At 44.8% G+C, this 26,228-nt stretch carries 31 protein-coding genes and 1 other RNA gene; 9 read left to right on the forward strand and 23 right to left on the reverse strand.

Features of this window, described 5'->3' with window-relative positions:
- Positions 1-60: 60 nt before the first annotated feature.
- The 10 genes from MHN32_RS00795 to MHN32_RS00840 form a co-directional block, all read right to left on the reverse strand.
- Positions 61-387 carry a hypothetical protein gene (locus tag MHN32_RS00795; RefSeq protein ID WP_239420650.1) on the reverse strand — a complete coding sequence of 109 codons (327 nt, stop codon included), beginning with the start codon at positions 385-387 and terminating at the stop codon, positions 61-63.
- A gap of 12 nt (positions 388-399) precedes the next feature.
- Positions 400-1,209 carry a major capsid protein P2 gene (locus MHN32_RS00800; protein ID WP_239420651.1) on the reverse strand — a complete coding sequence of 270 codons (810 nt, stop codon included), beginning with the start codon at positions 1,207-1,209 and terminating at the stop codon, positions 400-402.
- Positions 1,210-1,450: 241 nt separating this feature from the next.
- Positions 1,451-2,239 (reverse strand): ATP-binding protein, encoded by a 789-nt coding sequence (locus MHN32_RS00805; RefSeq protein ID WP_239420652.1) that lies wholly within the window; start codon positions 2,237-2,239, stop codon positions 1,451-1,453.
- The gene (locus tag MHN32_RS00810; RefSeq protein ID WP_239420653.1) at positions 2,220-2,708 is read right to left on the reverse strand and encodes a hypothetical protein; all 489 of its coding nucleotides are present in this window, start codon (positions 2,706-2,708) and stop codon (positions 2,220-2,222) included. The genes MHN32_RS00805 and MHN32_RS00810 overlap by 20 nt, the downstream gene beginning before the upstream one ends.
- Entirely contained in the window at positions 2,617-3,090 is a 474-nt protein-coding gene (locus MHN32_RS00815; RefSeq protein ID WP_239420654.1) for a hypothetical protein, read from the reverse strand. The genes MHN32_RS00810 and MHN32_RS00815 overlap by 92 nt, the downstream gene beginning before the upstream one ends.
- Positions 3,074-3,253: a hypothetical protein gene (locus tag MHN32_RS00820; RefSeq protein WP_239420655.1), complete on the reverse strand. Its 180-nt coding sequence runs from the start codon at positions 3,251-3,253 to the stop codon at positions 3,074-3,076. The genes MHN32_RS00815 and MHN32_RS00820 overlap by 17 nt, the downstream gene beginning before the upstream one ends.
- A complete protein-coding gene (locus MHN32_RS00825; protein WP_239420656.1) occupies positions 3,237-5,123 on the reverse strand; it encodes a replication endonuclease in 1,887 nt (628 codons plus the stop codon). Before MHN32_RS00825 ends, MHN32_RS00820 begins: the two co-directional genes overlap by 17 nt.
- 71 nt (positions 5,124-5,194) lie before the next feature.
- A complete protein-coding gene (locus MHN32_RS00830; protein ID WP_239420657.1) occupies positions 5,195-5,440 on the reverse strand; it encodes a hypothetical protein in 246 nt (81 codons plus the stop codon).
- Positions 5,437-5,691: a pyocin activator PrtN family protein gene (locus tag MHN32_RS00835; protein WP_239420658.1), complete on the reverse strand. Its 255-nt coding sequence runs from the start codon at positions 5,689-5,691 to the stop codon at positions 5,437-5,439. Before MHN32_RS00835 ends, MHN32_RS00830 begins: the two co-directional genes overlap by 4 nt.
- Before the next feature lie 10 nt (positions 5,692-5,701).
- The gene (locus tag MHN32_RS00840; protein ID WP_239420659.1) at positions 5,702-5,899 is read right to left on the reverse strand and encodes a YdaS family helix-turn-helix protein; all 198 of its coding nucleotides are present in this window, start codon (positions 5,897-5,899) and stop codon (positions 5,702-5,704) included.
- Between the two features lie 155 nt (positions 5,900-6,054).
- On the opposite strand from MHN32_RS00840, the gene MHN32_RS00845 reads away from it, so the two are divergent.
- Complete coding sequence (locus MHN32_RS00845; protein WP_239420660.1) at positions 6,055-6,669, forward strand: XRE family transcriptional regulator; 615 nt, start codon at positions 6,055-6,057, stop codon at positions 6,667-6,669.
- 15 nt (positions 6,670-6,684) lie between these two features.
- Entirely contained in the window at positions 6,685-7,620 is a 936-nt protein-coding gene (locus tag MHN32_RS00850; protein WP_239420661.1) for a hypothetical protein, read from the forward strand.
- A gap of 373 nt (positions 7,621-7,993) precedes the next feature.
- Here the strand turns inward: MHN32_RS00850 and MHN32_RS23675 are convergent, their stop codons facing one another.
- The 4 genes from MHN32_RS23675 to rsmI all read right to left on the reverse strand — a co-directional run bounded on the left by MHN32_RS23675 (position 7,994) and on the right by rsmI (position 11,596).
- Entirely contained in the window at positions 7,994-8,128 is a 135-nt protein-coding gene (locus MHN32_RS23675; RefSeq protein ID WP_275440073.1) for a hypothetical protein, read from the reverse strand.
- A gap of 468 nt (positions 8,129-8,596) precedes the next feature.
- Positions 8,597-10,072 carry a serine hydrolase gene (locus MHN32_RS00855; protein WP_239420662.1) on the reverse strand — a complete coding sequence of 492 codons (1,476 nt, stop codon included), beginning with the start codon at positions 10,070-10,072 and terminating at the stop codon, positions 8,597-8,599.
- Between the two features lie 238 nt (positions 10,073-10,310).
- An RNA gene (rnpB, locus tag MHN32_RS00860) (RNase P RNA component class A) lies at positions 10,311-10,681 on the reverse strand.
- 54 nt (positions 10,682-10,735) lie between these two features.
- Entirely contained in the window at positions 10,736-11,596 is an 861-nt protein-coding gene (gene rsmI, locus MHN32_RS00865) for a 16S rRNA (cytidine(1402)-2'-O)-methyltransferase (protein ID WP_235366724.1), read from the reverse strand.
- 60 nt (positions 11,597-11,656) lie between these two features.
- Here rsmI and MHN32_RS00870 point away from each other — a divergent pair, with 60 nt between their 5' ends.
- The 4 genes from MHN32_RS00870 to dolP are packed head-to-tail and all read left to right on the forward strand — an operon-like array spanning position 11,657 to position 15,070.
- On the forward strand, positions 11,657-13,543 hold the full coding sequence (locus tag MHN32_RS00870) for a penicillin-binding protein activator (protein WP_227387563.1): 1,887 nt from the start codon (positions 11,657-11,659) through the stop codon (positions 13,541-13,543).
- A 9-nt stretch (positions 13,544-13,552) separates the two neighbouring features.
- The gene (locus MHN32_RS00875; protein ID WP_102055990.1) at positions 13,553-13,918 is read left to right on the forward strand and encodes a YraN family protein; all 366 of its coding nucleotides are present in this window, start codon (positions 13,553-13,555) and stop codon (positions 13,916-13,918) included.
- 1 nt (position 13,919) lies between these two features.
- Positions 13,920-14,510, forward strand: a complete 591-nt coding sequence (locus MHN32_RS00880; RefSeq protein WP_227387564.1) for an SIS domain-containing protein — start codon at positions 13,920-13,922, stop codon at positions 14,508-14,510.
- Complete coding sequence (gene dolP, locus MHN32_RS00885) at positions 14,507-15,070, forward strand: division/outer membrane stress-associated lipid-binding lipoprotein (protein ID WP_227387565.1); 564 nt, start codon at positions 14,507-14,509, stop codon at positions 15,068-15,070. The genes MHN32_RS00880 and dolP overlap by 4 nt, the downstream gene beginning before the upstream one ends.
- A gap of 37 nt (positions 15,071-15,107) precedes the next feature.
- Here the strand turns inward: dolP and MHN32_RS00890 are convergent, their stop codons facing one another.
- From MHN32_RS00890 to zapE, 8 genes are all read right to left on the reverse strand, one after another.
- Entirely contained in the window at positions 15,108-15,533 is a 426-nt protein-coding gene (locus tag MHN32_RS00890; RefSeq protein ID WP_010605921.1) for a ClpXP protease specificity-enhancing factor, read from the reverse strand.
- On the reverse strand, positions 15,533-16,159 hold the full coding sequence (gene sspA / locus MHN32_RS00895) for a stringent starvation protein SspA (RefSeq protein ID WP_010605922.1): 627 nt from the start codon (positions 16,157-16,159) through the stop codon (positions 15,533-15,535). Before sspA ends, MHN32_RS00890 begins: the two co-directional genes overlap by 1 nt.
- A 96-nt stretch (positions 16,160-16,255) precedes the next feature.
- Positions 16,256-16,993 carry a cytochrome c1 gene (locus tag MHN32_RS00900; protein ID WP_017219051.1) on the reverse strand — a complete coding sequence of 246 codons (738 nt, stop codon included), beginning with the start codon at positions 16,991-16,993 and terminating at the stop codon, positions 16,256-16,258.
- On the reverse strand, positions 16,990-18,291 hold the full coding sequence (locus MHN32_RS00905) for a cytochrome b N-terminal domain-containing protein (protein WP_017219050.1): 1,302 nt from the start codon (positions 18,289-18,291) through the stop codon (positions 16,990-16,992). Before MHN32_RS00905 ends, MHN32_RS00900 begins: the two co-directional genes overlap by 4 nt.
- Positions 18,291-18,881 carry a ubiquinol-cytochrome c reductase iron-sulfur subunit gene (gene petA, locus MHN32_RS00910; RefSeq protein WP_010376697.1) on the reverse strand — a complete coding sequence of 197 codons (591 nt, stop codon included), beginning with the start codon at positions 18,879-18,881 and terminating at the stop codon, positions 18,291-18,293. Before petA ends, MHN32_RS00905 begins: the two co-directional genes overlap by 1 nt.
- A gap of 517 nt (positions 18,882-19,398) precedes the next feature.
- On the reverse strand, positions 19,399-19,791 hold the full coding sequence (rpsI, locus tag MHN32_RS00915) for a 30S ribosomal protein S9 (protein WP_161796706.1): 393 nt from the start codon (positions 19,789-19,791) through the stop codon (positions 19,399-19,401).
- Positions 19,792-19,799: 8 nt separating this feature from the next.
- Complete coding sequence (gene rplM, locus MHN32_RS00920; protein ID WP_010376694.1) at positions 19,800-20,228, reverse strand: 50S ribosomal protein L13; 429 nt, start codon at positions 20,226-20,228, stop codon at positions 19,800-19,802.
- 354 nt (positions 20,229-20,582) lie between these two features.
- Positions 20,583-21,671, reverse strand: a complete 1,089-nt coding sequence (zapE, locus tag MHN32_RS00925; RefSeq protein ID WP_239420663.1) for a cell division protein ZapE — start codon at positions 21,669-21,671, stop codon at positions 20,583-20,585.
- Between the two features lie 123 nt (positions 21,672-21,794).
- Here zapE and MHN32_RS00930 point away from each other — a divergent pair, with 123 nt between their 5' ends.
- The 3 genes from MHN32_RS00930 to MHN32_RS00940 all read left to right on the forward strand — a co-directional run bounded on the left by MHN32_RS00930 (position 21,795) and on the right by MHN32_RS00940 (position 24,900).
- The gene (locus MHN32_RS00930; RefSeq protein ID WP_010376689.1) at positions 21,795-22,250 is read left to right on the forward strand and encodes a YhcB family protein; all 456 of its coding nucleotides are present in this window, start codon (positions 21,795-21,797) and stop codon (positions 22,248-22,250) included.
- A 115-nt stretch (positions 22,251-22,365) separates the two neighbouring features.
- Positions 22,366-23,718, forward strand: coding sequence for a DegQ family serine endoprotease (locus MHN32_RS00935; RefSeq protein ID WP_102055985.1), 1,353 nt, complete (start codon positions 22,366-22,368; stop codon positions 23,716-23,718).
- 102 nt (positions 23,719-23,820) lie between these two features.
- On the forward strand, positions 23,821-24,900 hold the full coding sequence (locus MHN32_RS00940) for a trypsin-like peptidase domain-containing protein (RefSeq protein WP_010605926.1): 1,080 nt from the start codon (positions 23,821-23,823) through the stop codon (positions 24,898-24,900).
- 68 nt (positions 24,901-24,968) lie between these two features.
- On the opposite strand, the gene murA is transcribed toward MHN32_RS00940, so the two are convergent.
- On the reverse strand, positions 24,969-26,228 hold the full coding sequence (murA, locus tag MHN32_RS00945) for a UDP-N-acetylglucosamine 1-carboxyvinyltransferase (protein ID WP_010376684.1): 1,260 nt from the start codon (positions 26,226-26,228) through the stop codon (positions 24,969-24,971).

Here is a 26,228-nt window from a genome sequence, read left to right on the forward strand (position 1 = left end):
TTGCGCCCACTACCGAGATAGCCACGCCGTACGCAAAGTATTTCAAGTTCTTTGGATTGTTCATTTCATTGCCTTCATTGCTAAAGCCACTACCAACAGCCCACCAAAGCCATACAGCACGGTCTTTTGTGGTAGACCAAATACCATAGGCTCTTTAGGCTGCGCCGTTTGGGTTTTCGGAGCATCCACAAGCACCGCCGCGCCGTTATCCAGCTCGGCGGCATTCATGTGCTCTTTTTGGGTGACACCGTTGGACGATTTAACCGCTTTGACTTTCTCGTAATCGCCCCAGATTTTTAGCGCGTTACCCAAAAATGAGTTCGCGCCATCCCAAAAGCCACCACCGCTGTTTGTTGCCGCCATTGTTGGCGCTCCCTCTGGTTGCATAGCTCAACCCCCTTAGAATGTTGATTTGGCGTAGTCGTCAAAGTAGTGAACGACCACCTCAGCGCTGCCCGCTTCCGTGGCTTCAACACGCAAGCGCATGTCATTAATGGTGTTATCTAATGCCAAAGCACTGAACACATCGCCAGACAAGAACAAGTCGATGGCGTGCACGTTGGCGCGCGGCGAACGGCCACGCTGTTTAAGGTGGTGCTTATGAAGCGCGGTAGGAATGTGGTCACGCCATTTCACGTTATTAACCAAGAACTCAGCCGAGTCGATACCCGACTTTTTAATCTCGATTAACGCGATTTTTGCACCCAGTGGACGCGGCAGGTTTTCAATTTCATTGATACCCACGGCAAAGTTGTATCGGAACGAACGGCGTTTGAATAACCAACCAGGGGCGCTTGGTGATGACTTTTCAGCGAATGCTTTAATCACCGGCGCGGCCGCATCGGCGGCAATGTCGAACTTAACTTGTGCGATAGACAAGCCCATGGTGCCAAGGGCAAAGAAACGTTGCTCAACCAAAGACGGGTTTAACACACCTTGGATTTCAGGACGGGCAAAATACAGCGTGGCATAGCCCGCCGCTTGCTCGCGCTTAAAGTAAGCGTTTTCGTCAAGCAGGTCTTGCAACGTAGCGTATTCGGTTAAAGTACGGCCTTGCAATTCCACTTTTAGGTTTTTGATTTGGTCAGGTGTAACACCCGCGTATTGCAGGTGAATTTTTTCGTAGGTACGCCCAACAGGCAGCGTTAACGAGACACTGCCGCCAGCGGCTACACCCGTTAGGTTATTAAGCGGAGAAACTTCTAACATTGCGCCCCCTTAACCCACGATAGTGCGTTTGATTGAACGAAGTGCGCGAACGTTACTGAGTACGGCAAGCACGCCCAGCGCGACACCCACGGACGTTAAAACTGTTTTATTCATCATGCGATTTACCTGTGTGGTTGAAATAATCGCTAAGTAATAAATCAGGCGTTTCGCTCTTGGGGCAAACGGTTTTCGCTCCCCCTAGAGCGAAAAGAGCGAAAATTTCGCTCTTTTGGGTGGTTTTTTATGCGGCTCGCAGTTGCTCAAAGGTGAGATTTTTGGCTTTGCCCGTTTTCAGATAAATCACTTTTGGCTCAATGTTGCCAATGCCGCCCTTATATTTAATCAAATAATAAAGGCGTTCATCTTCGTAATGGGCGTTCAGTTTGCTCAGCTGGTAAATGTCTTTAAGCTCGGCATCGAGCTCAACCGACACCCGCTTAGCATCTGCTTGGGCTTCTTGTGCGCCCAGCACTTTGCGGGGTGAGTTATTCCAAATAGTTTTTGGTACTTCCTGCGAACGTTGAAACACCGTGTGCAAAATCACACCGAATTTTCGCCCACCCGTAGCCAGTTCACCAATGATGGAATCGTCTTTGCCAGCGGTGTCGCTAAGCTTGGCCAGTTCCTCAATCACTACGTGCAACTCTCGGTTGCCGTCCGCCGCTTCCCACATCAGTTGACCAAACCAGTAAAGCTCGTTTTGCTTGGCTTTTTTAAGCTGTTCACCTTTTAATGACTTGGGAAACTCTGGACTGTAGGCCACCACAAACTTTTTACCCGAGCGCCACGCATCGACAAAGGCTTGAGCGAATTGCTTTCGGGTGCTGAAGTGATGCACCGCCCGACCACCAAGGCCATTAAAGTGCCCTTTCTTGCGACCATCAAATTTATAATCGCCGTATAAATCGAAAATCGCGCATTGGTCGCCCACCAAATCAAGCAGCTTTACGGCGGTGGTTTTACCGCCGCCAGTGCCAGCTAAATAACAAACGTGCCGTGCCTTTAGGGCGTTATTGGGGTTTATAGGCAAAATTCACCTCCTCTTTTGCTTCGCTTTTCGCTTCCGTTTCGCTCGCGGTGTTGGCCTTTTCATGTGCCTTGATTTGCTTATACACCGACAACGCCGCCGTACCGAGCACCAGCCCAAGCTCAATTTCTTCTTTCCAGCGAGCTAACCACGGTGGCATCCCGCCTTTGCAATACTTGCGTACCACAGGCGTGGCCTTTTCGGTAATGACTTCGCGAGTGTCGTTATCAATGGTCACAGGGGCTTCAATGCTCGACTCGATAAAGTCGGCCAATGACGACACGCCATATCCGGCCAGCGCACTGATGTCGCTGTCGGTCATTTCTTCCGTTTCGCTCACTTCGCCCGCTTGGGGTTCGCTGGTTGAGTCGGCGGTAAACTTATCGAGATGGCTGTATTCTTCCGCCTGTGGCGATGGCGGCGACTCCAATTGCGCCGATGGCGAGCCAGCCCCAAAGGTTAAATCGTCCATGGCTGTCGCTATCGGTGTTTTCTGCATGTCGCTCGGTAATGGATTCGCTTGGTTTTGCATGTTCATGTGCTCCTAGTTCGCTGCTGTTTTGCTCTAATTTCGGTGTCCATTCGTCTGGCGCGGGTACATGATGCGCCGTGACGTTTTTGGGTTCGCTTATTTCGCTTATTTCGCTTTGTAACGCTTGTGGTTGCTGGGGTTGCTGGTTTATGGCTTTTGCCCATTTCGCTTGCAAATTCGCTCCGCTTCGCTGGTCTAATCCGCAGTTTGTGCAGTGCAAATACAACAGCTGTTTGCCATTTTTGCGGCGGCGGATGCTGGCGAACGTGCCGCAGCCATCGCACTCAATGACGCCTAATTCTTCGTTACTCGATTTCGCCATAAGTCGCCTCCAACATTTCTATTCGACTGACCATTTCTGAGAGCAAAGCCACGGTTTCATCCAGTGCCCCCTCTGCCAATTCGGTTTTTCTACCTGCTTTAAAAGCGGGTAACTTTTTTGCTTGGTCGATTTTGTCTTTGATTGACCTAACTATGTGCTGCATAACTCATTGACTCCTGCATTAACTGTCCTCCGCTGACCCAGTAATGAGTCACGGTTTGGTTGATTTCGTCTGTTTCTTGATAAGTTGCGCCCCGCATCACCGCTTCTCGATGCTCTGGGGGGATTAACACGATGGGATTTAATTTCTCCCCGTGCCCGACCTGCCAATCATGGGCTGGGGTATTACAGTTATTTCCAGTGCTCCAAGGTGAGTCGCTGCCGCTCCTCTTTAAAAGCCACTGCGTGGCTCGGGTTACGTACGTCACCCCATCTGAAACGATGCCGACTACGCGCTTTTTATCCTCGCCATAGTGATTAGTGCCGTTGTCTTCTTTGGCTAAATCCACTGGGGCTGGGCGCTCACCCAATGCGCCACCGAGCAATTCAATAAATTCCGCAAAGCGGCTATTGTCTGCAGCCTCGAATATCTCTTGTGCCAGTTCCGAAAGCTTTTCGACCGACTCTTTTGGCACACGGCGAAACTCGCGCCACAGGCCAACGGGTGCGCCACCGATAAATTGAAACTGGCGAATGCGCCAACGGCTTGCCCATGCGGCCACGTTCATCACAATACCGTTTTCAGGTTCAATGGGCTGGCCTGTTTCATCGTCATGCATATCGCCCATGTGTGCGCCGTTGATGTTCTTGGAAATGTATTTGATGATGTAAGACACGGCATCGCCTTGGCTCTTATCTTCTGGCGTGGCATCAAAGCGGTTTTTTGCTGCGCCCTCTTCGTCGCCATCGTGTTGCATGGCATAACGGCGCAGGATGTTTGTCACCGTAGGCTCTGCCTTGGGCTTCATAAATAGCACCATGTGCCAGTGCGGCGTGGCATCGGCGTGGGGTTCAACAATGCGTAACCCAAAAACGTTGATTTTGGCCTTGGATAATTCAGCGCGTACCTTTGCCCATTGCTTTACCAAATACTCTTGGGTTTCGCGGGGCGAGGCGTTATTGTATTTCGGGCTATTGGCGTGGTACTTAGACGGCGCGGTGATGGTGTAAAACATGCTCGTCATGCCGTGTTCTTCTGCCCATTCTTTATACCCGCGAATACGCACAATCATTTCAATACGGCGGATTTCAGGATTTGAAATTGAACCCTCAAACACTTTAGCCAAATCAATGGTATCGCCGTCTTTGCTTTCCAATTGCATGGACTCGACCCATTCGGCCTGTGACTTTTTACTGTGGCGAAACTCTTGCACCGCATCTTTGCTGGCATACGGGGAGATCCCTTTTTTGACCTGCCCCATGGTGATATTCAAATGCTCAAGCGTAATATCACGCAAACGGTCTAGCTTGCGCAGCCACCATTTATCACATTGCATGCGGCGAATACCGCGCTCGATTCGGTCTGCTAGCAAATGAGTATTGCAACGCTCCCAGCCGTCCTCGGTTAACTTGGACTTTGCGGCATTAAAGGTTGCTTGGTAAGGGGGTTTGATACCCTGCCCCATGGTGAAGTCGTGCATCTCGATATAACAGGTAAATACCAGTTGCTCGAGCTGGTCATCACTCATGGCGGCATCAAACTCAACAATACCCATTTGCTGGCAAATCGTAGCCAGTTGCTTGGCTTTATCTTTGCGGGCTTTTTTGTTGTTTAACTCGCGAATGGTCAGGGGCGAACGCTCGACAATTTCACTCACCCGTTCGATGGTTTTTCGCAGGTAAATATTGGCTGAACGCTCGGGGTTTTTCGCTGTGTCTGAGTTAAAGCGCTTGGCGTACTCCCTTGCAGCAATGCGGCGTAAACGGTTAGTGGGTATTTGCGATAGCTTCTCTTTGACTTGCTCAACTTGCTTATCAAAACCAAACATACCCCAGCAGTAAGGCGCAGCCCGTTTAATGGTGATGGGCTGCATCTTTCTGTTTCCGCTATCCGAGCCGACCAGCTCCCAGCAAATGGGTAGTGAACGCGAATCCGGTAAGATATTCACAGCACCACCTGCTGATCCATGCGGTTGCGTGCCGCCATCGCCAACGCCGATTTAAGTAGTTGATTGCTTCGCTCGCTATTGCGTTGCTTGCGAGTTTCTTGTTCAACGCGCTGGCGCTCAGCTTGCTGCTTTGCTTTATGCGCTCGAATTTGTGCGCGTAGCTGCTGCACTTTCATCACTTGAACTTCCCAATGACTTGGATCGGTTATTAGTTCTTCAATCTCAACAACGGTATGGCTCATGATTGAACACGCTCCCATTCTGTTCTGGCATTGTCGTACTGTGATTGGATGTATTCGGCTAAGTCGGTAACGTTAACCAGTGTTGGCGCACGCTCTGACTCGCGCATTTTGAATGTAGGGATCGGCAACTTGCCCGCTTTGGCTTGTTGCTCAGCAGTTTTAGGGCTTACACCGAAAAACTCTTTGCACACTTCTTTTAGGGGAACAACCGGATTATTAAACCGAGCTAAAAGCGCAAACGTCATATTCATCGCTATGTCCTTATTTCTCGTGATCGGATAGCAGTTCACTCACCGTGACCTGACCGTTAGTAAGTTCTGAAATTTTGTTGATGTATTTCGCGGGGGCTTGTCCGTATTTATTTATCCAATCCCATACAGATGCTTGTCTGACACCCAAAGCAATACCGAGCTTTGTTTGTCCCCCATAAATTTTGACAGCTTTAGTTATGTAATTCATACATAATTACCTAAAATACAGTTTATACCTGTCATTTAATACCGACCAAACATTGTTGTCAATACCATTTAAAACTGTAATTATAGTGATAGACTTTAATTAAAGCTGTTTAACAGTCACTAAACTGTTGTTTTACCGATTAAAAAGGAAACTGTATGAGTATTGGAGAGAGAATAAGAAATAAACGTAAAAGTTTAGGTTTGACGCAAGCAGCTTTATCAGAAATGGTTGGAATTGCCCAACAGTCACTTCAATCAATCGAATCAGGTAAGATTGAAAAACCACGCCGTATCATGGAGCTTGCCAAAGCTTTAGAAACAACACCTGAATATTTACAGTTTGGAGTTGGTGATCTAGATAACGCCTCAATAGGACCGGAACTTAAAAATAAACTTCCATTAATAAGCTGGGTACAGGCTGGCGCGTGGACAGATATTCAAGAAGTCAGCACTTTAGAGGCTGAGCACTTTCTTTGCCCGGTAAACTGCAGCGACAAATCATTTGTACTTCGCGTACAAGGTGTGAGTATGGAGCCTAAATTTGATGATGGTGATCTGATATTTGTTGACCCAGAAGCCGAGTGCATTCATGGCTCTTTTGTGGTCGCAAGATTGGATGATGACAATCAAGCCACGTTTAAGCAGCTTATCATAGAGGGCGGGCAGAAGTTCCTAAAAGCACTAAACCCTAATTGGCCGGAGCAACTAGTGCCTATCAATGGGAATTGCACCTTAGTCGGCAAAGTAGTGTTTACTGGTAAGTCACTTTAAAAGGAAGAAAAGTATATGAGTAATTTTTTTAAGAAGTATTGGAAAACGTTGATATTTTCGGCTGGGGCTTACCTCTTATGGGTTATATTCTGTCTGATATATGTAAAGTTTTTATTTCCAGACGTCATGACTCACTTAAAGGATGATAGTTGGAAGCCAAGTGACTTTGCAATTTCATATGCAGCATCGGCAACTGACAGCTTGATATTTTTCGCTGTGGTAGGCTTAGCAATAACTCTAATATCATTGCGTAAGCCGGAAGAGGAAAAGCTTGCCACTAAGATTGAGTTTATTTTTCCAGGTGCGGACCCTGAGTCCACTTTGGGTAAATTCTTAGCAAATAGAATATCTGCATTGGCATGTGTAAGCCCTGTGACAAAAAGAGTTATCGCCATTCAAGAAATTTCAGAAGCTAATGACGCAGTAAAAGTATTATCAAAAAATGACTGTATAATCAAAAACATACACAACAACCATGAATATGCAACTGACTCCATGTCTTTTGGAATTACAGCTGATGAAGTTAATATAGATAGTGATATCATAGGCGAAGTAAACGATATTAAAATTCTCTTTGACCTAGAAGATCCCTCCAAAAATCGACATATTTTAAACGGTACACAGGCATTAACAAATTCCAATAGAGAATTTAAGGAAACATTCTCTCTATCTTTAGAGCCTGGACAAGTTGTCAATTATCAGACGTCAGCCTGGCTCTGGCAGCCCTTAAAAGAGTCTATAAGACTTAGCCCTCCAAGGTTTACGGAGTCTCAACAGATTTCACTTTACAATAATACCCAACATGTCATTGAGTTTAGGGTAGGAATTCCAAATGATGAAGATTTAACATTCCAGGTTCAACCAGGCAGAAAGCATGAATTTGAAGTCTCCTGTTGTTCCCCTGGAGAAAAGGTAATCATTCACTTTGAAAAATGGCAACTCCCAGATTAAGATTTGATCATCGATGCTTTGTATCATATACTCAGTATATACTTATTAAATATATTAACTTTTCTTAAAGGGCAAACCACATAAGAAATTGTGGAGGTGAATATGAAAAATAGTGAATTTACAGGGCCATAGGCCAATAAGAAGAGATAAAAGCCTGCTAAGATGCAGGCTTTTTTGTTTTTAAGGGGCTTTTATTTTTTCTATCGTTTTTTAAAGCTTGCTATGAAGACACTATCTTCGGTTAAAGCCTAAACCGTCTCTGTACGAGCTACTTTCAAACCATCTCATTTTAAAATCTGGAGTGGGGAACTGCTTTTTAATGCCCAGTACCCCATGGGGAACTTAAAATCTAGACAGTTCCCCAATAGTCCCCCTAGACAACCTTACTAAGCTTTAAACTAGTAAAATCCGTCCAATCTAACATCGGTGCAACGCTAAAGCGGCGAAAGGCATCAACACAGTGGTTAGGTGTTTGTAGCTCAAAGGGTGGAGTAGGTTGTTGGCTCATGGTATGACTTTCTCAATCAGGTTTACTATCAATGACCTGTACTAGTTATGTCTATAGCAGTACATAGCTCAAATAGGTGATTGTGTAGTATACCGCAGCTTCTAATACTTCGTTAAGTATAGACAGCGATTTATTGCCAATAGTAATTAACCAGAGCTTCGGATAATTTATGCCTTTCTAGCAGCCAGTTTTTTCGCTAACTGCGTTGAATTCACTTCCAATAGCCAGCTATTGGTGCGTAAATTCGCCTTGCCTACAAGGATGTAGGTACCTAGGCGGTAGCAGGACACGAGAGCGGAGTTATCCCCAAAACTTTCTGGCTAGACAAGGAAATAATTAAATGTAATTTTAAAAACAATAACTTAGCTCATTTCTTATCCAAACCTCAGGTTAAATACCAAAAAGCCGCAAGTAATTGAACTTGCGGCTTTCGATTTGCTTAGGCTGCCGTCACAGTCTTATGGAGAGTTAAAGATACTCCTTCACTACCGCTACTTTATTTTTTGCGAACTGACTGTTTGGGTTTATCGCAAGTAACTGCTGATAGTGCTCAAGTGCTTGTGCATACTGCTTATTTAACTCATACGCTTGCGCGATGCTGTTGTGGTAATATGGCTGCTCGTTATTTTGTGTCAGTGCAAATTTAAAGATTTCGATACCATTATTAACTTGACCATCTTCAACAAGCTTATTGCCCCACTCCACCAAGATCTCTAAATCATACATTACACCGGTATCTTGCTGCGCTTTTGCAAACGTAGTCGCGAAGTCGGCAAAGCCTTGTTTATCTGTAAGCTGCTTTAAGTACGCCATTGGCTGGTAGGACTTTTTCTTATTAGCGCCGTTAAAGTTGGGAATATAGTAAGCGGCAATATTATCAACAAACTCAATGGGTAATCCACCCAACAGGTTAGTAAGTACAATCACGGAAACCTTGTCTTCAGGGTAGGTGATCACCGTAGTCGCGTTTCCTCCGCTTGCGCTGATCGCTGGGTGATATTTACGCTGAATTACTTGCCAGCCCATTGCATAGCCGTTTTCTTTGGTGTTAAAGGCTTCTGTACGCCCGTTGTTCAGCTTAACTGGCGTCCATAGCATATCTAACTCTTTAACCAGCTCGCCTTGTTGTAGTGATACAACATAGTTAGCTAGTTCCGTTGCGGTTGAACTCATTCCCGCGGCGGTTCTCAACATATAAGGGAATTCGCCGTAAAAGTTTTTGTAATTCCCCTCACCTACATGAATATATTGGCGAGCCTGATTTGGCACCATAAGTTCAAGATAATCAAAACCTGCCTGCGCGGTTTGCGGCATATTGGCACGTGCTAACTGCATCTTGGTAATAAAAGCAGGAAACCCTTCAGGTGCATATTTATCAATGATTTTACCCAAAATCACATAGCCGGTTTGGTTATAACTAAAACGCGAGTTAGGTGTAAATTGAAGAGGCTGCTTTTGCACAGCTTGCCATGAGGCATCAATATCGTTCGGTACAATGGTTTCTAGAGCGTAATTTGATGCCAGGATCGGTGGCAAGCCTGTGGTGTGACCCATTAATTGGTTAATTTTAAGTTGCTGCCAAGCTTTAGGTAAATCAGGTAAGTGCTTACCAATTTCATCGTCTATGTTTAGATAACCTTGCTCAGCTAACTGTACAATCGCAACACCGGCAAACGCCTTTGTCATCGAATTAATCGGAAATAACGTCTGCTCAGTCACAGGCACTTGATGCTGTAAGTCTGCAAAACCATAACTTCCTTGCTTGATGATTTTATCGTCTTTAACCACGGCCAACTGTAAGCCCGGAATATGCCTTTCTTTCATGAGGGTTTTGATCAGCTTGTCTACCGACTCAGCCTTCACTATGGATGAAAATAATGCCGACCATAAAAGCGTGCCAAGCCATAACAGGGTTGATAGTAAAACTTTGTTGTTCTTGTACATGATAGTTCCATTACTCATTTTCGCTTGAGAGATGGCTCTATCTGTCCAAGTATTGTACCAACCTTAAAAATTATTTTTTATCAGTCACTTAAATAAATTCAGTGGGTAAACATTGGTGAATAAATTAACGAAAAGTGGTGAGATATACAAATAAATGGCGTTTTTAACAAGGTAATCCTGAGGTGATAAAGTGGGAGTCTCAAGCGTAAACATCTCATGTAGGGATGTTTACGCTTGAGGTGTGAGTCAGCCTATAAGCCGGGTTCTGTTCACTCCCGAAGGAGATCGATAATCATTCGTCTAGGCCTAGGATCGCTCCTAGGCTCGAGCAACCTACCCGGTTCCGATGCGGGCCACACCATAAGGAACCCTATTTGGTCTTGCTCCGGGTGGAGTTTACCTTGCAACCAACTGTTACCAGTGGCCCGGTGCGCTCTTACCGCACCCTTTCACCCTTACCGGTCCCGAAGGACTTAGGCGGTCTTCTCTCTGCTGCACTTGTCGTAGGCTCACGCCCCCCAGCCGTTAGCTGGCACCCTGCCCATTGGAGCCCGGACTTTCCTCCCCCTGATCATTTTCGTCACAGGCAGCGATTATCCGGCTGACTCAGGCGGGCGATTATACGCACTTTAATGCAATAACGCACGCGATAAATTGCGTGTATTACGCTTCTCGCTCAGCAATGATAGCCTTATACAAGGCGTTCTTTTTTAGCCCTAAATATTCAGCTGCCACGCCGCAGGCCTTCTTCAATGGCATTTCAGGCTCTAGTAACTCAATCAGCTTTTTCGCTTCTGGCGTTAATGCTTGTTCATCTCTTTGTTCACCGGGTAGCATCAACACCAGCTCACCTTTTTGCTTTTCAGGCGTTGCGGTTAAAAACTCAATGAGCTCGATAACCGTGCCACTGAAAAAGGTTTCGTAGGTTTTGGTCAGTTCTTTAGCAAAAACGACTTGTTGTGTTTCGCCCAGCGCGATTTTCATATCTTCTAGACTCGCCATAATTCGGTGGGTGCTTTCGTACAAGATACTGGTGATGCCAGAGGCGACTGCATCTTTAAAAAATTGCTGACGCGCTTGGCTTTTTGCTGGTGAAAATCCCACGAATTGGAATTTATCTGTTGGTAAGCCTGAACAACTCACCGCAGCAATGGCGGCACACGCGCCAGGAACAGGAGTCACAGTAGCACCTGCTTCACGGCATAGGTTTACCACAGCATAGCCCGGATCGCTGATAAGCGGCGTACCCGCATCAGACACTAGTGCGATGTCTTTACCTTGGTTTAACCAATCTAAAATTTGCTGGGCTTTTTGCTTCTCGTTGTGATCATGCAGTGCAAAAGTTTTTGCTTTAATGCTAAAGTGGCTCAATAATTTACCGGTGTGGCGCGTATCTTCGGCAGCGATTAAATCGACCTGACTTAACACTTTCAGTGCACGTTCACTGATGTCATCTAAATTACCTATTGGTGTCGCTACAATATGTAGGGTGCCGATTTTGTTTTCGTTGTGAAGATTAGCCATTGAGCTCTCCAATATCAGTCAGTAAGATATCCACTCAGTCGTGAAAAAGAAGGTTTGCCTGTGCAGTTTAAAAAGATAGCGCTTTTAGTTGCCATATTGTCGGGGTTATCCGCTTGTAGTACAAGCACAAATGTCACCAAATCCCCCCAAGAAACTAAAACAACTAAAGCCGTTAGCCAATCGGATGACAATGCCGCGTCGTTATTTGCAAAGGCGCAGAGTAAAGAAGGCGTTGCCAAAATCCAATTGCTATATGCAGCCAGAGACGCTGCTATCTTAGAAAAAGACTGGCAAATGTTAGAGCAAATTGGTTTAGCGATGGAAGCTAAAGCCAGTGTTGATCATATTCAAAACAAATTATACATCGCATATGCTCGCAAAGAATTGTCGCAGTATGCCAATGCGTTAGCCATACTAAACACGCTAGAGGGTAGGCTCAACACCCCTGAACACCAAGCTTGGTATGAGTATTTACTGGGTAGTATTTATGCCTCGCAACAATTACCAAAAAAAGCGTTGGTTGAATACTTTAAAGCGGCCGATATTGCCAATGAACATAACTTAGCGGTGGCTGGGTTACACGAAGAGATTTGGCTCGCGCTACAGCAGCTATCAAGTTACGCCCTAGAGCGCTTTGATTCTGGCTCTGTTTTACAGCGTGGTTGGGTGACACTAGCTAAATATCAACAAATTTATTTGGGTTCGAGCGTCCAGCTCGACCAAGCCATGAATAATTGGCGTCGTCGTTTTGCTAATCACCCTGCGGTTGCTTTGCTGCCTAAAGATTTACAAGGTGCTGTTGCGCTTGAACCTTACCAAGTTAAAAGACTTGCGGTGTTATTACCACAATCTGGTGCGAGCGAGCGACTCGGTACAGCGCTTAAAAATGGTTTCTTGGCTGCCACTGACGAAGGGACGATTGAAGAAGTCTTCTTCATTGATGAAATGGCATCCGAGTCTGAAATCGTAACGCAGCTTGCTGAGGCAAATGTCGATTTTGTCATTGGTCCATTATTAAAATCCAACGTTGAAAAACTACTCGCAGATAAAGGTTTTGCGGCTTACCCAACTTTGTTTTTAAATGCACGCGAAACGCTTACGCCTAGCAGTAGTGAACAGTACTTTTTTGCACTTAATCCTGAACATGAAGTCGAGCAAGCAATGAAGCACTTTCTTGCTAAAGGCTATAAAAAACCCATGTTACTGGCTCCAGCGAATGCCTCTGGTAAGCGTTTAATTGAGTATTTTGATCAAGGCTGGAAACGCTATAGTGAGACCGCACCAGAAGTAGGTTATTACACTAATAGTAAAAATATGGCGGATGTCATCACGGATATTTTAGAGGTGGACGCTTCAAAGTCACGCACTAGCGTCATCAAAAGTCTATTTCGCAAAGAGGTCAAAAGCGAAACACGCTCTAGACGCGACATTGATGCAATCTATATTTTAGGTGATGCAATGGAAACTAGACTGCTCAAACCTTATTTAGACGTCAATGTCAGTACATTTGCCGACAGGATCCCTTTATATGCCAGCTCTCGCAGCTATAGTAAACAAATTGATGTTACTGATAAGGGCGATTTAGAGGGACTTTATTTTACCGAGCAGCCTTGGATGCTACCGGGTGCTGTTGAAAAAGCACCGCTTCGAGATTCCTATCAATCTTTATGGCCTGAGCAGGCCGACTTAGAGCAGCGCTTGTTTGCAATGGCATATGACGCCACGAATTTAGTCCCCGAGCTGCGCCAATTGGCTTGGCTCTCGGGGAAAAGTTTTGATGGCTTAACCGGCCAGCTTAGCATCCGCGGTGGCAGTGATGTTGTGCGAAAGCTCAGTTGGGCACAGTATCATAATAAACAAATTCGTTTGGTGAGCTTAGATGAACAGCCTCCATTACCATTATTTATGCAACAAGAGAAACCTGCGGGAGACTCTTTGGTCAGATAGGATATCTGGATGTTTAAAGGACTATTTAGCAACACACGGAGTAAGGGCGAGCATTTTGAGCAGATTGCGGAGCAATTCTTGGTAAAACAAGGATTAACCCCCGTCACCAGAAACTATCTCTGTAAATACGGAGAGATAGATCTCATTATGCGAGAGTCGCAAACCTTAGTGTTTATTGAAGTTAAGTATCGCGATAGCAGTCACTTTGGTGGCGCAATTAACGCACTATCAAAAACTAAGCTTCAAAGATTAAAGCGTAGTATTTATAATTATTTAGCACAGCAAAATTTGCATAACACGCAACTTAGAGTCGACTTTGTTGCCATTCAAGGGGCCGATCCCCCTGAAATAAACTGGATTAGAAATATTTTTTAGCATGCAAGAATCTATAAAGTCTATATTTACAGAGTCAATTCAAGCGCAGATAGCGGCAGGCGAAGTATTGCCTAAAGCACTAGAAACCGCAGCTATGACTATGGCTCAGAGCCTGATCAATGGCAATAAAATCATCTGCTGCGGCGCGCCAAGTAATCATATGTTGGCGCACCACTTCGCAACCATCTTAAGCAACTTTTACGAAACCGAACGCCCGTGTCTGCCCGCGATTGCACTAACGAATGAGCAATATAATTTGGCGTCACCAGAAAATGGTAAAGCCAGAGAGCGCTTTGCCAAGCAAATACGCGCATTTGCGCAGCAAGGAGACTTGCTGGTGGCGTATGCCATAAACGGGCAAGAAAAGACGGTTATTGGCGCAGTGGAAGCAGCCCTGACTAGAGATATGAAAGTCATCGCGTTAGTTGGCGATGATGGTGGTGAAATCACCGGCCTATTGGGCCCACAGGACGTAGAGATCCGGATCCCAAGTAAACGCCCAAGCCGGATAATCGAGTCACAACTATTCAATACTCACTGTTTAAGTGAGCTAATCGACGCAATTTTATTCCCTCAGGACGAAGTATTATGATGAGAATAACCTCTTTACTTGCCGCCATCTTGTTACTACAAGGGTGTGCTGCTGCGGTAGTTGCTGGTACAGCCGGTGCGGTGTCTGCTGCAAATGATAGACGCACTATCGGTGCACAAATTGACGATAACAATATCGAGATTAAAGGTACGCTTGCCATCAAAGAGATTAAGCGCCTTGCAGATCATGCCAATATCACGCTGGTGAGTGTTAATGGCGTAGTATTAATGATTGGTCAAGTCACTAATCAAGAAATGAAAACGGAAGCTGAGCGTGCGCTACGGAACGTTGCTGGGATTAAGCAAGTACATAATCAGTTGAGAATAAGCTCAAACATCGGCATCACGACGCAAACACATGATACGTGGCTGACCTCCAAAGTTAAAACCAAACTGCTGGCGGCCGACGAAGTCAATGGCGCAAATATTAAGGTAGTTACTGAAAATGCCGAAGTGTTCTTAATGGGCTTAGTCTCCAAACAAGAAGCAAACTCAGCCGTAGAAATCGCCAGAAATATTAATGGTGTCAAACGTGTGATTAAAGCCTTTGAGTACATCTAAACAATAGCCATAAAAAAACCTGCATCCGCAGGTTTTTTTATTTTATCACTCGAAGGTGAGAACCTTTTTTCTTTTCAGGTTCCGGCTTAGTCTCTGGCGATTGTGAGACTTCCGTCTCTTCTACCAAATCAAACTCTTCATCTTCAAAGATTTCTTCTTCAGGTGTAAATACCGTGCCTTCACCATTTTCTCTTGCATAGATAGCCAATACCGCACCGTTTGGCACATATACCTGCATCGGTTGACCACCAAACCGAGCGTTAAAGCTCAGCGCTTGATTGTCCATAGAGAAATTCGTCACAGCAGACGGGCTTACGTTCAACACAATTTGCCCTTCTTGCACAAATTGTGTTGGAACCTGTACCGAGGGAAAGTCTGCGTTCACCACTAAATGCGGTGTACATTCGTTATCAACAATCCACTCGTAAAACGCGCGTAGTAAGTAAGGACGATTAGACGTCATTACGATCTGATCTCACGCTCTGCATCCGTTAGCGATGCTTGGAATGAGTCACGCTCAAATAAACGCAGCATGTATTCTTTTAGCTCTTTGCTACCAGCACCATTCAGCTCAATACCAAGCTGTGGTAAACGCCAAAGTAGTGGAGCTAAATAACAATCAACTAAGCTGAACTCTTCACTCATGAAGTAAGGTGCTTCATTGAAGATAGGTGCTACAGCTAGTAGTGCTTCGGTTAACTCTTTACGAGCTTGTACAGCTTCATCACCACCCGCAGAGACCTTTTCAGCAAGTGAATACCAGTCAGTTTCAATGCGGTGCATCATTAAACGACTACGACCACGCATTACTGGATATACAGGCATCAGAGGAGGATGCGGGAAGCGCTCGTCTAGATACTCCATAATGATATTCGCTTGGTACAAGCCAAGCTCACGATCGATTAGCGTAGGAACAGTGCCATACGGGTTAATCTCGTGTAGAGCTTCTGGTAAGTTGTCCTTTTCAGCCTGGTGAATATCAACACTTACACCTTTCTCAGCAAGTACGATACGTACTTGGTGACTGTACATACAGTTTGACCCAGAAAAAAGTGTCATTACAGGGCGCTTATTGGCAGCAACGGCCATGCCTACCTCCATTAAAAAACTAAAAGTAATTAAATCACTTTAAACAGCAAAAGGGGCGAACGCCCCTATTGCAAAAATCACCTTTGAATATTCAAATTAATGAACATCTCTCCAGTATTCTTTCTTCAAGAAGAATGCCAGGATGAAGAAGATAACTAAGAAACCAATAACCTTAATACCCAAAGCTTCTGACTCTAGGCGAGAAGGCTCACCTACATAAGCTAAAAAGTTTGTAAGGTCACGTGCTGCTTGGTCATATTCATCAACACTCATCTCACCGGTACCGTCTGTTTCAGTGCCGACAACTTTAGTCACTGTGTGACCGTGTTCTTCCACTTCTTCAGTGATCGGTGTTGGCAAGCCTTGTAACTCTTGTAGTACGTGAGGCATACCGACCAATGGGAAAACAACGTTGTTCACACCAAATGGGCGAGACTCATCTTTATAGAATGACTTCAAGTAAGTATAGATGTAGTCCGGAGACTTAACACGAGAGATAAGTGTTAAGTCCGGTGGCGCAGCACCAAACCATTTTGCAGCATCATCTTTAGCCATAGAGTTTTTAATATGGCTACCTACTTTTGAACCATCGAAAATAAGCGTTTCTTGACCAATTTCAGTTGGAATACCGATGTCACGGAAAGTACGCTCATAACGCTGATATTGCATTTGGTGGCAGCCAAGGCAGTAGTTCATAAATAACTTAGCGCCGCGCTGTAAAGATGCTTTATCAGTTAAGTCATTATTTGCTTCCATCAAAGGCACTGATGGGCCCGCTGCCATCGATAACGTTGGCAACAATGCGAATAAACCGATTACTAGCTTTTTCATCATTTCGTCAACCTCGTTGGTAGTGGCTTCGTCTTCTCGTTTTTACTGTAGAAGAATAGCAACACGAAGAACATAAAATAAGTTACTGTCGTGATTTGCGACAATAGCGTTTTAAAGTCAGTTTGCGGTGTTGCACCAATCCAACCAAGGATAACGAATGTGACAACAAACTGAGCAATGTTCAACTTATGGAAACCACAACGGTAGCGAATTGAACGAACCGAACCACGGTCAATCCAAGGCAGTAGTGCCAATGCTACGATTGAAGCGCCCATTGCTAGTACACCAATTAGCTTGTCAGGGATAGCACGAAGGATTGCGTAGAATGGCGTAAAATACCAAACTGGGAAAATGTGCTCTGGCGTTTTCAGCGGGTTTGCAGCTTCAAAGTTTGGCGCTTCAAGGAAGAAACCGTTCATTTCTGGTGCAAAGAATACAATTGCGCAGAAGAAAATCAAGAAGCCAGCAACACCTAAGACATCTTTTACTGTGTAGTAAGGGTGGAATGGAATTGCATCCACAATATCTTTTTTATCAGTGTAGTATTCATGGAATTTAAATTTAGGTTTGTCTTCCTCAGCTACAGAGCCTTTCTTGCGCTTGATCTCAACACCGTCAGGGTTGTTTGAGCCTACTTCGTGCAGTGCAACAATGTGAAGGAATACTAAGATAACCAGTACTAATGGTAGTGCAATAACATGTAGTGCAAAGAAACGGTTAAGCGTTGCACCAGAAATAACGTAGTCACCACGGATCCAAAGTGTTAAGTCATCACCAATTACCGGGATTGCACCGAATAATGAAATGATTACCTGAGCACCCCAGAAAGACATCTGACCCCATGGTAATAAGTAACCCATGAAAGCTTCAGCCATTAGTGCTAGGAAGATAAACATACCGAACAACCACAGTAGTTCACGTGGCTTTTGATAAGAACCGTAGATCATACCGCGGAACATGTGAAGATAGACCACGATAAAGAATGCGGATGCGCCGGTAGAGTGTAGGTATCGTAATAACCAACCGTATTCAACATCACGCATGATGTATTCTACGGATGCAAATGCACCTTCAGCAGAAGGTACAAAGTTCATAGTTAGCCAGATACCCGTTACAATCTGGTTTACCAGTACTAGAATGGCGAGTGAACCAAACAAGTACCAGAAGTTAAAGTTTTTTGGCGCTGGGTATTGAGCAATGTGCATATTCCAGACGCGAGTCATCGGAATACGAGCATCGATCCAATCAACAACTTTGCCCACAACGCCCGTATTTGCTGCTTTATCTACATTAACAGACATTATGCAACCCCTTCTTCTTCACCTACCAAAATGGTAGTGTCGTCAATAAAGGTATACGGAGGGATCTCTAAGTTTAGTGGTGCAGGTACGTTTTGGAATACGCGCCCCGCCATATCAAACTTCGAACCGTGACAAGGACAGAAGAAACCACTATCAGTGCCTTCTACTTTTTCACCAAAGCTTCCGTTAAGGAAAGATGGTGAACATCCTAAGTGAGTACAAATCCCAACCGCGACGAAAAGCTCAGGTCGCTTAGAACGGAAACCGTTCTGCGCAGATGCCAACTGCTGTGGCTCTTCAGAGTTAGGATCACGAAGTTGGTCTTCGTGTTGCTTCATTTGTTCTAGCATTTTTGGTGTACGATTAACAATCCAAACTGGTTTGCCTCGCCACTCAACACGAATAAGTTGTCCAGACTCAAGTTTGCTGATATCTACTTCTACAGGCGCACCTGCAGATTTAGCTCGCTCACTTGGATTCCAGGACGCAATAAAAGGAACAGCAGCTCCAACCGCACCAACGCCACCTACAACAGAGGTAGCGATAGTTAAAAAGCGACGTCGGCTGTTGTCTACAGGCGCATTGCTCATCCACTTATCTCCACTTGATTCCCAACACTTGCTATATTGAGAACATCAGTTACAGCAGGTTAATTTAAGAAATTACAAAATAGACGCGATCATAAATAAATACCTTGATTAAAACAAGGTTATTCCAGATCCATGCCCGAATAAACCCGCAGAAAATCATCTATGATTACTTCGAGCATGAAACCGAGTATTTATGATATCGCATCTGACACAACAATATACTGACTAAGATCAACCCCCCGACTAAGGATACGCACCAAATCGCGTGACTGGATCTCAGGCCTTTCTACTTGCTTCGCCAATTGTAGCAAAAAAAACCGCCAAGTTACCGCTCGAATTGCACTAATTATTATATTTATTGAACTTTTTTAACTCGACGCGATATTTTTGAACAAATTAAGTAGGACAAAACGAATTAGATACCTCGTAAATACGAGAGATTGATGTGCACATAGGAGATGCTAAAAACAAAAAACCCAGCATAAGCTGGGTTTTTGAATTCTTGAAACGTAATAAATTAACGCTTAGAGAACTGTGTCTTCTTACGTGCTTTCTTAAGACCAACTTTCTTACGCTCAACTTTACGAGCATCGCGAGTAACAAAGCCAGCTTTACGTAGAGCTGGACGTAGAGACTCGTCAAACTCCATTAGTGCACGTGTGATACCGTGACGGATAGCACCCGCTTGACCAGTTGTACCACCACCTGCAACAGTGATGTATAGGTCAAACTTTTCTGTCATTTCAACTAGCTCTAAAGGCTGACGAACAACCATGCGAGAAGTTTCACGACCGAAGAACTCTTCTAAAGAGCGCTTATTGATTACGATGTTGCCAGTGCCTGGGCGTAGGAATACGCGAGCACTTGAACTTTTACGACGACCTGTACCGTAGTATTGATTTGCCATGATAGTGCTCCTTAAATGTCTAGAACCTGAGGCTGCTGCGCAGCGTGGTTGTGCTCGTTACCAGCGTAAACTTTAAGTTTACGGAACATTTCACGACCTAGAGGACCGCGAGGTAACATGCCTTTAACCGCTTTCTCGATGATCATTTCAGGCTTTTTAGCTTGAAGTTTCTCAAAGTTGATAGACTTAAGGCCACCTGGGTAACCAGAGTGAGCATAGTACATTTTGTCCTGAGTTTTGTTACCAGTTACAGTAACTTTCTCAGCGTTGATTACGATGATGTAGTCACCAGTGTCAACGTGTGGAGTATACTCAGCTTTGTGCTTACCGCGAAGGCGACGAGCGATTTCAGTAGCGATGCGACCTAAAGTTTTACCTTCAGCGTCAACTACGTACCAGTCACGTTTTACAGTTTCTGGTTTAGCAACAAACGTTTTCATTATAAAAATCCAAAGTTTTCAATTTTAAAACCACAGGCAGTCCTTGGACTACCGCTCTACTTGTATTTGCTTTAACCCCTTCGAGTTTAAGACTTTTATGCCGCTCAAGTCAGTGGCTAAGCCGACGAGGGCAATAGAACGCAACGTGGCAGGCCGCGGATTATAGCAAGCCTTCTGGGTGAAAACCAGCGCTTGGTGCTTTTTTCTACAAGAAAATCTGAAGAATTTCGAAAAAAATAGAAAAGGCAAAAAATCCAACGAAATGACGACGTGTGCGTGACAAGGACTCGTTCAAATAAGATGTTTACAAACGCCCACACCGAACAAGTCCTCTTAACAAAAAAGTAATTGCCGTTAGGCTAAATGCTCTTTTGCTAAATATTCATGGGATTGCATTTCTTGCAAGCGGCTAATGCAGCGTTTGAACTCAAAATTCAATGTACCTTCGGTATAAAGTTCAGTAATCGGCGCTGCAGCCGAGATGATAAGCGTTACATTACGCTCATAAAACTCATCGACAAGCGCAATAAAACGCCTTGCCGCATCATCGTTTTGCTGACCCATTTGCTTCACATTAGATAGAATCACTGTGTTATATAAGCGACTGATCTCCATGTAATCTACTTGCGAGCGAGCGGTTTCACATAGCGCTGGGAAATCAAACATAACAATACAATCAGACACTATTCGGGTTTGGATCATCCGACCTTCAATCTCAATCGCCTGTTCGGCTTTACCCGGCTCCGGAGAGAGTTTGTTAAAGTAGTCGAATAAGTTTTCATCCGCTTGTTTATCAAGTGGGCTGTGAAAAATTTCCGCTTGTTCCAACGTGCGTAAGCGATAGTCAATACCCGAGTCCACATTAACGACCTCAGTATTGGCTTTTACCAATTCAATGGCGGGTAAGAATCGCGCGCGCTGCAAGCCATTTTTATACAAATCGTCTGGCACAATATTCGATGTGGCCACTAACACGATACCGCGCGCAAACAGCGCCTGCATTAATCCACCCAGTAACATGGCATCAGTGATATCTTGAACGAAAAATTCATCGAAGCAGATAATGTCAGTTTCAGATTTGAACGTATCAGCGATGCTTTCCAGAGGATTTTTCACTTCATTAAGCTTTTTCAGCTCTGTGTGAACACGATGCATAAAGCGGTGAAAATGCACCCGCATTTTGCGCTCCGTCGGCAACGCATCGTAAAAGGTATCAACCAGATAAGTTTTACCGCGCCCTACTCCTCCCCAAAAGTACAACCCTTTCACTTTTGGCGGCTCAGCTTTACTAAACAAGCGCGAGAGAAAGTTTTGTTTGACTGGGGGCTGATTGATAAGGTCGTCATACAATCGCTGTAAATGCTTTACGGCATTTTCTTGCGCGCTGTCATATTGAAAATCATCACGTTGTAGATCTTGCTGATATTTTTCCCAAGGCGTCATCGACTTAAATATTTTTTTACGATTTGTTTGTAGGTTATATTAACACGACTGTATTCACAGCGTATATTTAACTCTAACAGAGTTTTAATTTTATTTGCCGTTGAGGCACACAGGGAGAAACCTATGACTACCGTTACTTGGCTTGGATTACTGATCATTGTTGCCATTGCTGCATTCTTTTTAGGTGGCTTTGTAACGAAAAAGCAGTTCAAACACGATGAACTGGAAGTGCAAGCACAACAAGCTAAGCACGACCTTGAGCAATATCGTCAAGACGTATCAGATCACCTAGCTAGCACCAAAAAACTAGTAAATAAAATGCAGGATAGCTATCAACAGCTGCTTACCCATGTGGAAGAAACCAACCAACTACTGACACAGGATCGCCCATCTCATCCTGCGGATCCTTTTTTCTCGAAAGAAACCACAGAACAACTACAAGCTTCTCTTCAAGCACGCCCAGAGAGAAGACGTAAACAAGACCCAAGTTTTGAGGCACCACCTAGTGACTATGCAGAAGGTGAAACGGGGTTATTTTCTGGTCAAAAAAAAGAAAGTGAGCAAATTAAAGCCTCTTGATGAAACTTTTTGTTGACCCCATAGTCTTTAAAAGAAGTTATTGATTACTAATAAGAGGCTAGTTATCAGCCTCTTATGACTTATATTAACGCTAATAGCGGAGTACTTCACGACTATGAAATTTAAACTATCTTTGTTATCGGCCGCTTTACTTTCTTCTAGCTTATTGCTGTTACCGCAGCAAAGCATGGCCAAACTTCCTGTTGCCGTAGACGGCCAACAACTACCAACGCTAGCACCTATGCTAGAAAAGGTCGCCCCGGGCGTTGTTAGTATCCAAGTAAAAGGTGCTAAAGAAGTGCGTCGCCGTGTCGACCCTTTCGACTTTTTCTTTGGACAACCCCAGCCTCGTAGTCAAAAGCGCCCTTTTAGCGGCCTCGGCTCAGGTGTCATCATTGATGCAGATAAAGGCTATGTCGTTACAAACAATCACGTTATTGATGATGCAGACGAAATGCTTGTCACCTTAAAGGATGGCAGAGAGTTTGAAGCTAAATTAATCGGTAGCGACGCCGAATCCGATATCGCATTGCTACAAATCGACGGCGAAGACCTAACAGAAATAAAACTCGCTAATTCAGACAAGTTGAGAGTGGGTGATTTCTCCGTTGCTATTGGTAACCCATTTGGATTAAGTCATACCGTCACCTCAGGAATAATCAGTGCACTAGGCCGTAGCGGCTTAAATATCGAAGGCTATGAAGACTTTATCCAAACAGATGCGGCAATCAACCAAGGTAACTCAGGTGGTGCGCTAGTTAACTTAAACGGCGAACTCATTGGTATTAACACTGCTATTTTAGGCGCGTCTGGCGGTAATGTCGGGATCGGCTTTGCTATTCCATCAAACATGATGAAAAACCTAGTGGATCAAATTGTTGAGTACGGAGAAGTTCGTCGCGGTTCATTGGGTATTTTGGGTCGTACTTTAGATGCTGGTCTTGCTAAAGCACAAGGCTTTGATGTCAAGCGCGGTGCTTATGTCATGCGCGTGGTGGAAGATTCAGCAGCGGACAAAGCGGGTCTGAAAGCCAATGATGTCATTGTCAGTCTCAACGGCGACGACATTGAAAGCTTTAATGAACTCCACGGTAAAGTGGCTACCATGGGTGAAGGTCGTGAGGTACGACTTGGTGTCTACCGTGATGGCAAAACCAAGTTTATCGACGTAGAGCTTGGTGGTAAGCAAGAAGAACAGGCGAATGCAGAGGATGTACATCCAAACCTACGAGGCGCGGTACTAGAGAGTGGCGAGCGCAATGGCAATGAAGGTGTCGTCATTACCTCAGTAGAGCCTCGCTCACCAGCTGCACGTGTTGGCCTTGAAGAAGGCGATGTGATCATGCAAGTGAATCGCCAACGTGTCACTAGCGTTAAAGAGATGTCTAAACTAATTAATGGTATTAAAGGCAATATCGTACTAGGGATTAAACGCGATCGCGAGACGGTTTTCTACCTCATTCAGTAACGAAATCGACAAATATTAAAAATGAAACACAGCGAAACTTGTCGCTGTGTTTTTTTTTGTGTCATTATTAGCAGTATTAGATAACGATAAATATAAGCTCTTGTGTTCAAATTAATTAAATTCATTTTTCCACCGCTGCTTGCCGGACTTGGGATCGCTTTTATCATCATTTGGTTTAATCCTGAGCTGAGGGATAACTTGCCAAAACTTGAGGCCCCACATATTCAGGCCCATCATATGAGTTTTGCTGATGCTGTAGAAAAAACGGCTCCAGCGGTCGTAACGATTTTTTCCGAGGGCTTTAGCAATCAGCCAAGATACCAGCGCCAAAATACGGTTAGAGAGCTTGGCTCTGGTGTTATTATGAGCCGAGATGGTTACATACTGACAAACTATCATGTGGTGAACAATGCCGACCAAATCATTGTACTTCTTCCTGATGGCCGCCAATATAGCGATACGCAACTGATAGGCTATGACACCATCACCGATTTAGCTTTATTAAAAATTCCAGCCGAGAATTTGCCTGTCATTCCTATCGATCACGACTACTCACCACGTGTTGGGGATGTGGTGCTCGCAATTGGTAATCCGTTGAACATTGGACAAACCATTACGCAAGGCATTATCAGTGCAACAGGCAAACAGACACTCACGGAAAGCCAATTCAATAATTTGCTGCAAATGGATGCCGCGATTAATGTTGGTAACTCAGGTGGTGCCGTTGTCAATTCTAATGGCGCACTAGTTGGCATTACCTCTGCACAATTTCGCACACGTTTGAATATTGATATCCAAGGTATCTCTTTTGCGATCCCTTATGATCTTGCACTGGACGTGATGCATAAACTTATTATGGATGGCAGAGTGATCCGGGGCTATCTCGGCTTTAGAGGCACGCCAGTTGATAATACAGGTAAAAGTGTAACGGATCTCTACACACCAATTGTCGGCCTTGCTGTGAGCGAATTAGACCCGCTAGGTCCCGCATGGCAAGCTGGCATGAAAGAGCATGATATTGTGGTTAAAGTAGGTGGAGAACCTGTGACTAATCCGCAAAGGACACTGAAGACGATAGGCAATACCGCGCCCGGTACTAAACTCGAGTTTGAAGTACTCAGGGGTGGTCAGCGCCTCACTATTACGGTGGAAGTCGCTGAACTCGAAACAGGGTTATATTAGGCAAAAAGGTTAAGCAAAAAGCGTCCCGGAAGACGCTTTTCGTTTTTTACCAATTTGCTTAATTATGCTCAGGTTTTACGGCGTTTTATATTTGCACCTAAACGGCTTAGCTTATCTTCTATCTTCTGATAACCCCTATCAACGTGATAGATGCGATCTACGATGGTTTCGCCTGTTGCAACAATACCCGTTAGGATAAGACTCGCTGAAGCGCGTAAATCGGTTGCCATTACCTGTGCACCAGATAACGACTCTGTCTCACCACAGATTGCAGTGTTGCCTTCTAAACGAATATTCGCGCCCATACGCTGTAACTCTGGCACATGCATAAAGCGGTTTTCAAAGATAGTTTCTGTGATTGTCGCGCTACCTTCAGCCACCACATTTAATGCAGTAAACTGAGCTTGCATGTCTGTTGGAAAGCCAGGATGTGGCATGGTTTTAATATTAACGGCTTTCAAAGCGCGTTGACGCATATCCACATAAATACTGTCTTCACTTACCTCAACGATAGCATTGGCGGCACGTAGCTTTTCAAGCACAGGTTCAAGACTATGATAATCCGTGTTTTTACATAGTACTTCGCCTTTTGCCATTGCCGCAGCAACCAAAAAGGTCCCTGTTTCGATGCGATCAGGAAGGATTTTATGCTCACAACCATTAAGACGCTCAACGCCTTCTATCTCAATTCGGCTAGAGCCTGCACCATTGATCTTGGCACCCATGGCAACTAAGCATTCAGCTAAGTTAATAATCTCTGGCTCTCGCGCAGCATTATCTATCACAGTTTTACCATCGGCGAGGGTTGCAGCCATCAATAAGTTTTCAGTAGCACCAACGCTGACGGTTTCCATAAAGATCTCAGCGCCACGAAGACGACCCTCGGTTACCGCATGGATATAACCATTCTCAACTTTGATCTTAGCGCCCATTTTCTCAAGGCCTGAAATATGCAGATCGACTGGACGAGCACCAATAGCACAACCTCCCGGTAGGGAAACTTGCGCCTGACCAAATCTGGCAACTAATGGGCCTAACGCGAGTACCGACGCACGCATCTGCTTAACGAGTTCATAAGGTGCAAGCACGCTATTTACCGTTGCTCCGTTGATTTCTAAGATATCGCCGTCCCACTCAACTTCAGCGCCCAGTGTTTTTAATAAGGCTTCAGTGGTACCTATATCGCGTAAGTGCGGTACATTAGAAAAACGGCTTTTACCATCGCCAAGCAGAGCGGCGAATAAAATAGGTAGGGCTGCGTTTTTAGCCCCTGAAATAGTGACTTCACCGGCTAAAGTGGTGCCACCTTGGATAACAAACTGATCCAT

It is taken from the genome of Pseudoalteromonas sp. Of11M-6, from assembly GCF_022347905.1.
In the GTDB taxonomy this organism is placed as follows: domain Bacteria; phylum Pseudomonadota; class Gammaproteobacteria; order Enterobacterales; family Alteromonadaceae; genus Pseudoalteromonas.

Bases quoted from the DNA above. Each gene is read 5' to 3' on its own strand.
- MHN32_RS00795 (WP_239420650.1), bottom strand. From the start codon at position 387: ATGCAACCAGAGGGAGCGCCAACAATGGCGGCAACAAACAGCGGTGGT.
- MHN32_RS00800 (WP_239420651.1), bottom strand. From the start codon at position 1,209: ATGTTAGAAGTTTCTCCGCTTAATAACCTAACGGGTGTAGCCGCTGGC.
- MHN32_RS00810 (WP_239420653.1), bottom strand. From the start codon at position 2,708: ATGGACGATTTAACCTTTGGGGCTGGCTCGCCATCGGCGCAATTGGAG.
- MHN32_RS00815 (WP_239420654.1), bottom strand. From the start codon at position 3,090: ATGGCGAAATCGAGTAACGAAGAATTAGGCGTCATTGAGTGCGATGGC.
- MHN32_RS00820 (WP_239420655.1), bottom strand. From the start codon at position 3,253: ATGCAGCACATAGTTAGGTCAATCAAAGACAAAATCGACCAAGCAAAA.
- MHN32_RS00825 (WP_239420656.1), bottom strand. From the start codon at position 5,123: ATGCAGCCCATCACCATTAAACGGGCTGCGCCTTACTGCTGGGGTATG.
- MHN32_RS00830 (WP_239420657.1), bottom strand. From the start codon at position 5,440: ATGAGCCATACCGTTGTTGAGATTGAAGAACTAATAACCGATCCAAGT.
- MHN32_RS00835 (WP_239420658.1), bottom strand. From the start codon at position 5,691: ATGAATATGACGTTTGCGCTTTTAGCTCGGTTTAATAATCCGGTTGTT.
- MHN32_RS00840 (WP_239420659.1), bottom strand. From the start codon at position 5,899: ATGAATTACATAACTAAAGCTGTCAAAATTTATGGGGGACAAACAAAG.
- MHN32_RS00845 (WP_239420660.1), top strand. From the start codon at position 6,055: ATGAGTATTGGAGAGAGAATAAGAAATAAACGTAAAAGTTTAGGTTTG.
- MHN32_RS00850 (WP_239420661.1), top strand. From the start codon at position 6,685: ATGAGTAATTTTTTTAAGAAGTATTGGAAAACGTTGATATTTTCGGCT.
- MHN32_RS23675 (WP_275440073.1), bottom strand. From the start codon at position 8,128: ATGAGCCAACAACCTACTCCACCCTTTGAGCTACAAACACCTAACCAC.
- MHN32_RS00855 (WP_239420662.1), bottom strand. From the start codon at position 10,072: ATGTACAAGAACAACAAAGTTTTACTATCAACCCTGTTATGGCTTGGC.
- rsmI (WP_235366724.1), bottom strand. From the start codon at position 11,596: ATGGCTAATCTTCACAACGAAAACAAAATCGGCACCCTACATATTGTA.
- MHN32_RS00875 (WP_102055990.1), top strand. From the start codon at position 13,553: ATGTTTAAAGGACTATTTAGCAACACACGGAGTAAGGGCGAGCATTTT.
- MHN32_RS00880 (WP_227387564.1), top strand. From the start codon at position 13,920: ATGCAAGAATCTATAAAGTCTATATTTACAGAGTCAATTCAAGCGCAG.
- dolP (WP_227387565.1), top strand. From the start codon at position 14,507: ATGATGAGAATAACCTCTTTACTTGCCGCCATCTTGTTACTACAAGGG.
- MHN32_RS00890 (WP_010605921.1), bottom strand. From the start codon at position 15,533: ATGACGTCTAATCGTCCTTACTTACTACGCGCGTTTTACGAGTGGATT.
- sspA (WP_010605922.1), bottom strand. From the start codon at position 16,159: ATGGCCGTTGCTGCCAATAAGCGCCCTGTAATGACACTTTTTTCTGGG.
- MHN32_RS00900 (WP_017219051.1), bottom strand. From the start codon at position 16,993: ATGATGAAAAAGCTAGTAATCGGTTTATTCGCATTGTTGCCAACGTTA.
- MHN32_RS00905 (WP_017219050.1), bottom strand. From the start codon at position 18,291: ATGTCTGTTAATGTAGATAAAGCAGCAAATACGGGCGTTGTGGGCAAA.
- petA (WP_010376697.1), bottom strand. From the start codon at position 18,881: ATGAGCAATGCGCCTGTAGACAACAGCCGACGTCGCTTTTTAACTATC.
- rplM (WP_010376694.1), bottom strand. From the start codon at position 20,228: ATGAAAACGTTTGTTGCTAAACCAGAAACTGTAAAACGTGACTGGTAC.
- zapE (WP_239420663.1), bottom strand. From the start codon at position 21,671: ATGACGCCTTGGGAAAAATATCAGCAAGATCTACAACGTGATGATTTT.
- MHN32_RS00930 (WP_010376689.1), top strand. From the start codon at position 21,795: ATGACTACCGTTACTTGGCTTGGATTACTGATCATTGTTGCCATTGCT.
- MHN32_RS00935 (WP_102055985.1), top strand. From the start codon at position 22,366: ATGAAATTTAAACTATCTTTGTTATCGGCCGCTTTACTTTCTTCTAGC.
- murA (WP_010376684.1), bottom strand. From the start codon at position 26,228: ATGGATCAGTTTGTTATCCAAGGTGGCACCACTTTAGCCGGTGAAGTC.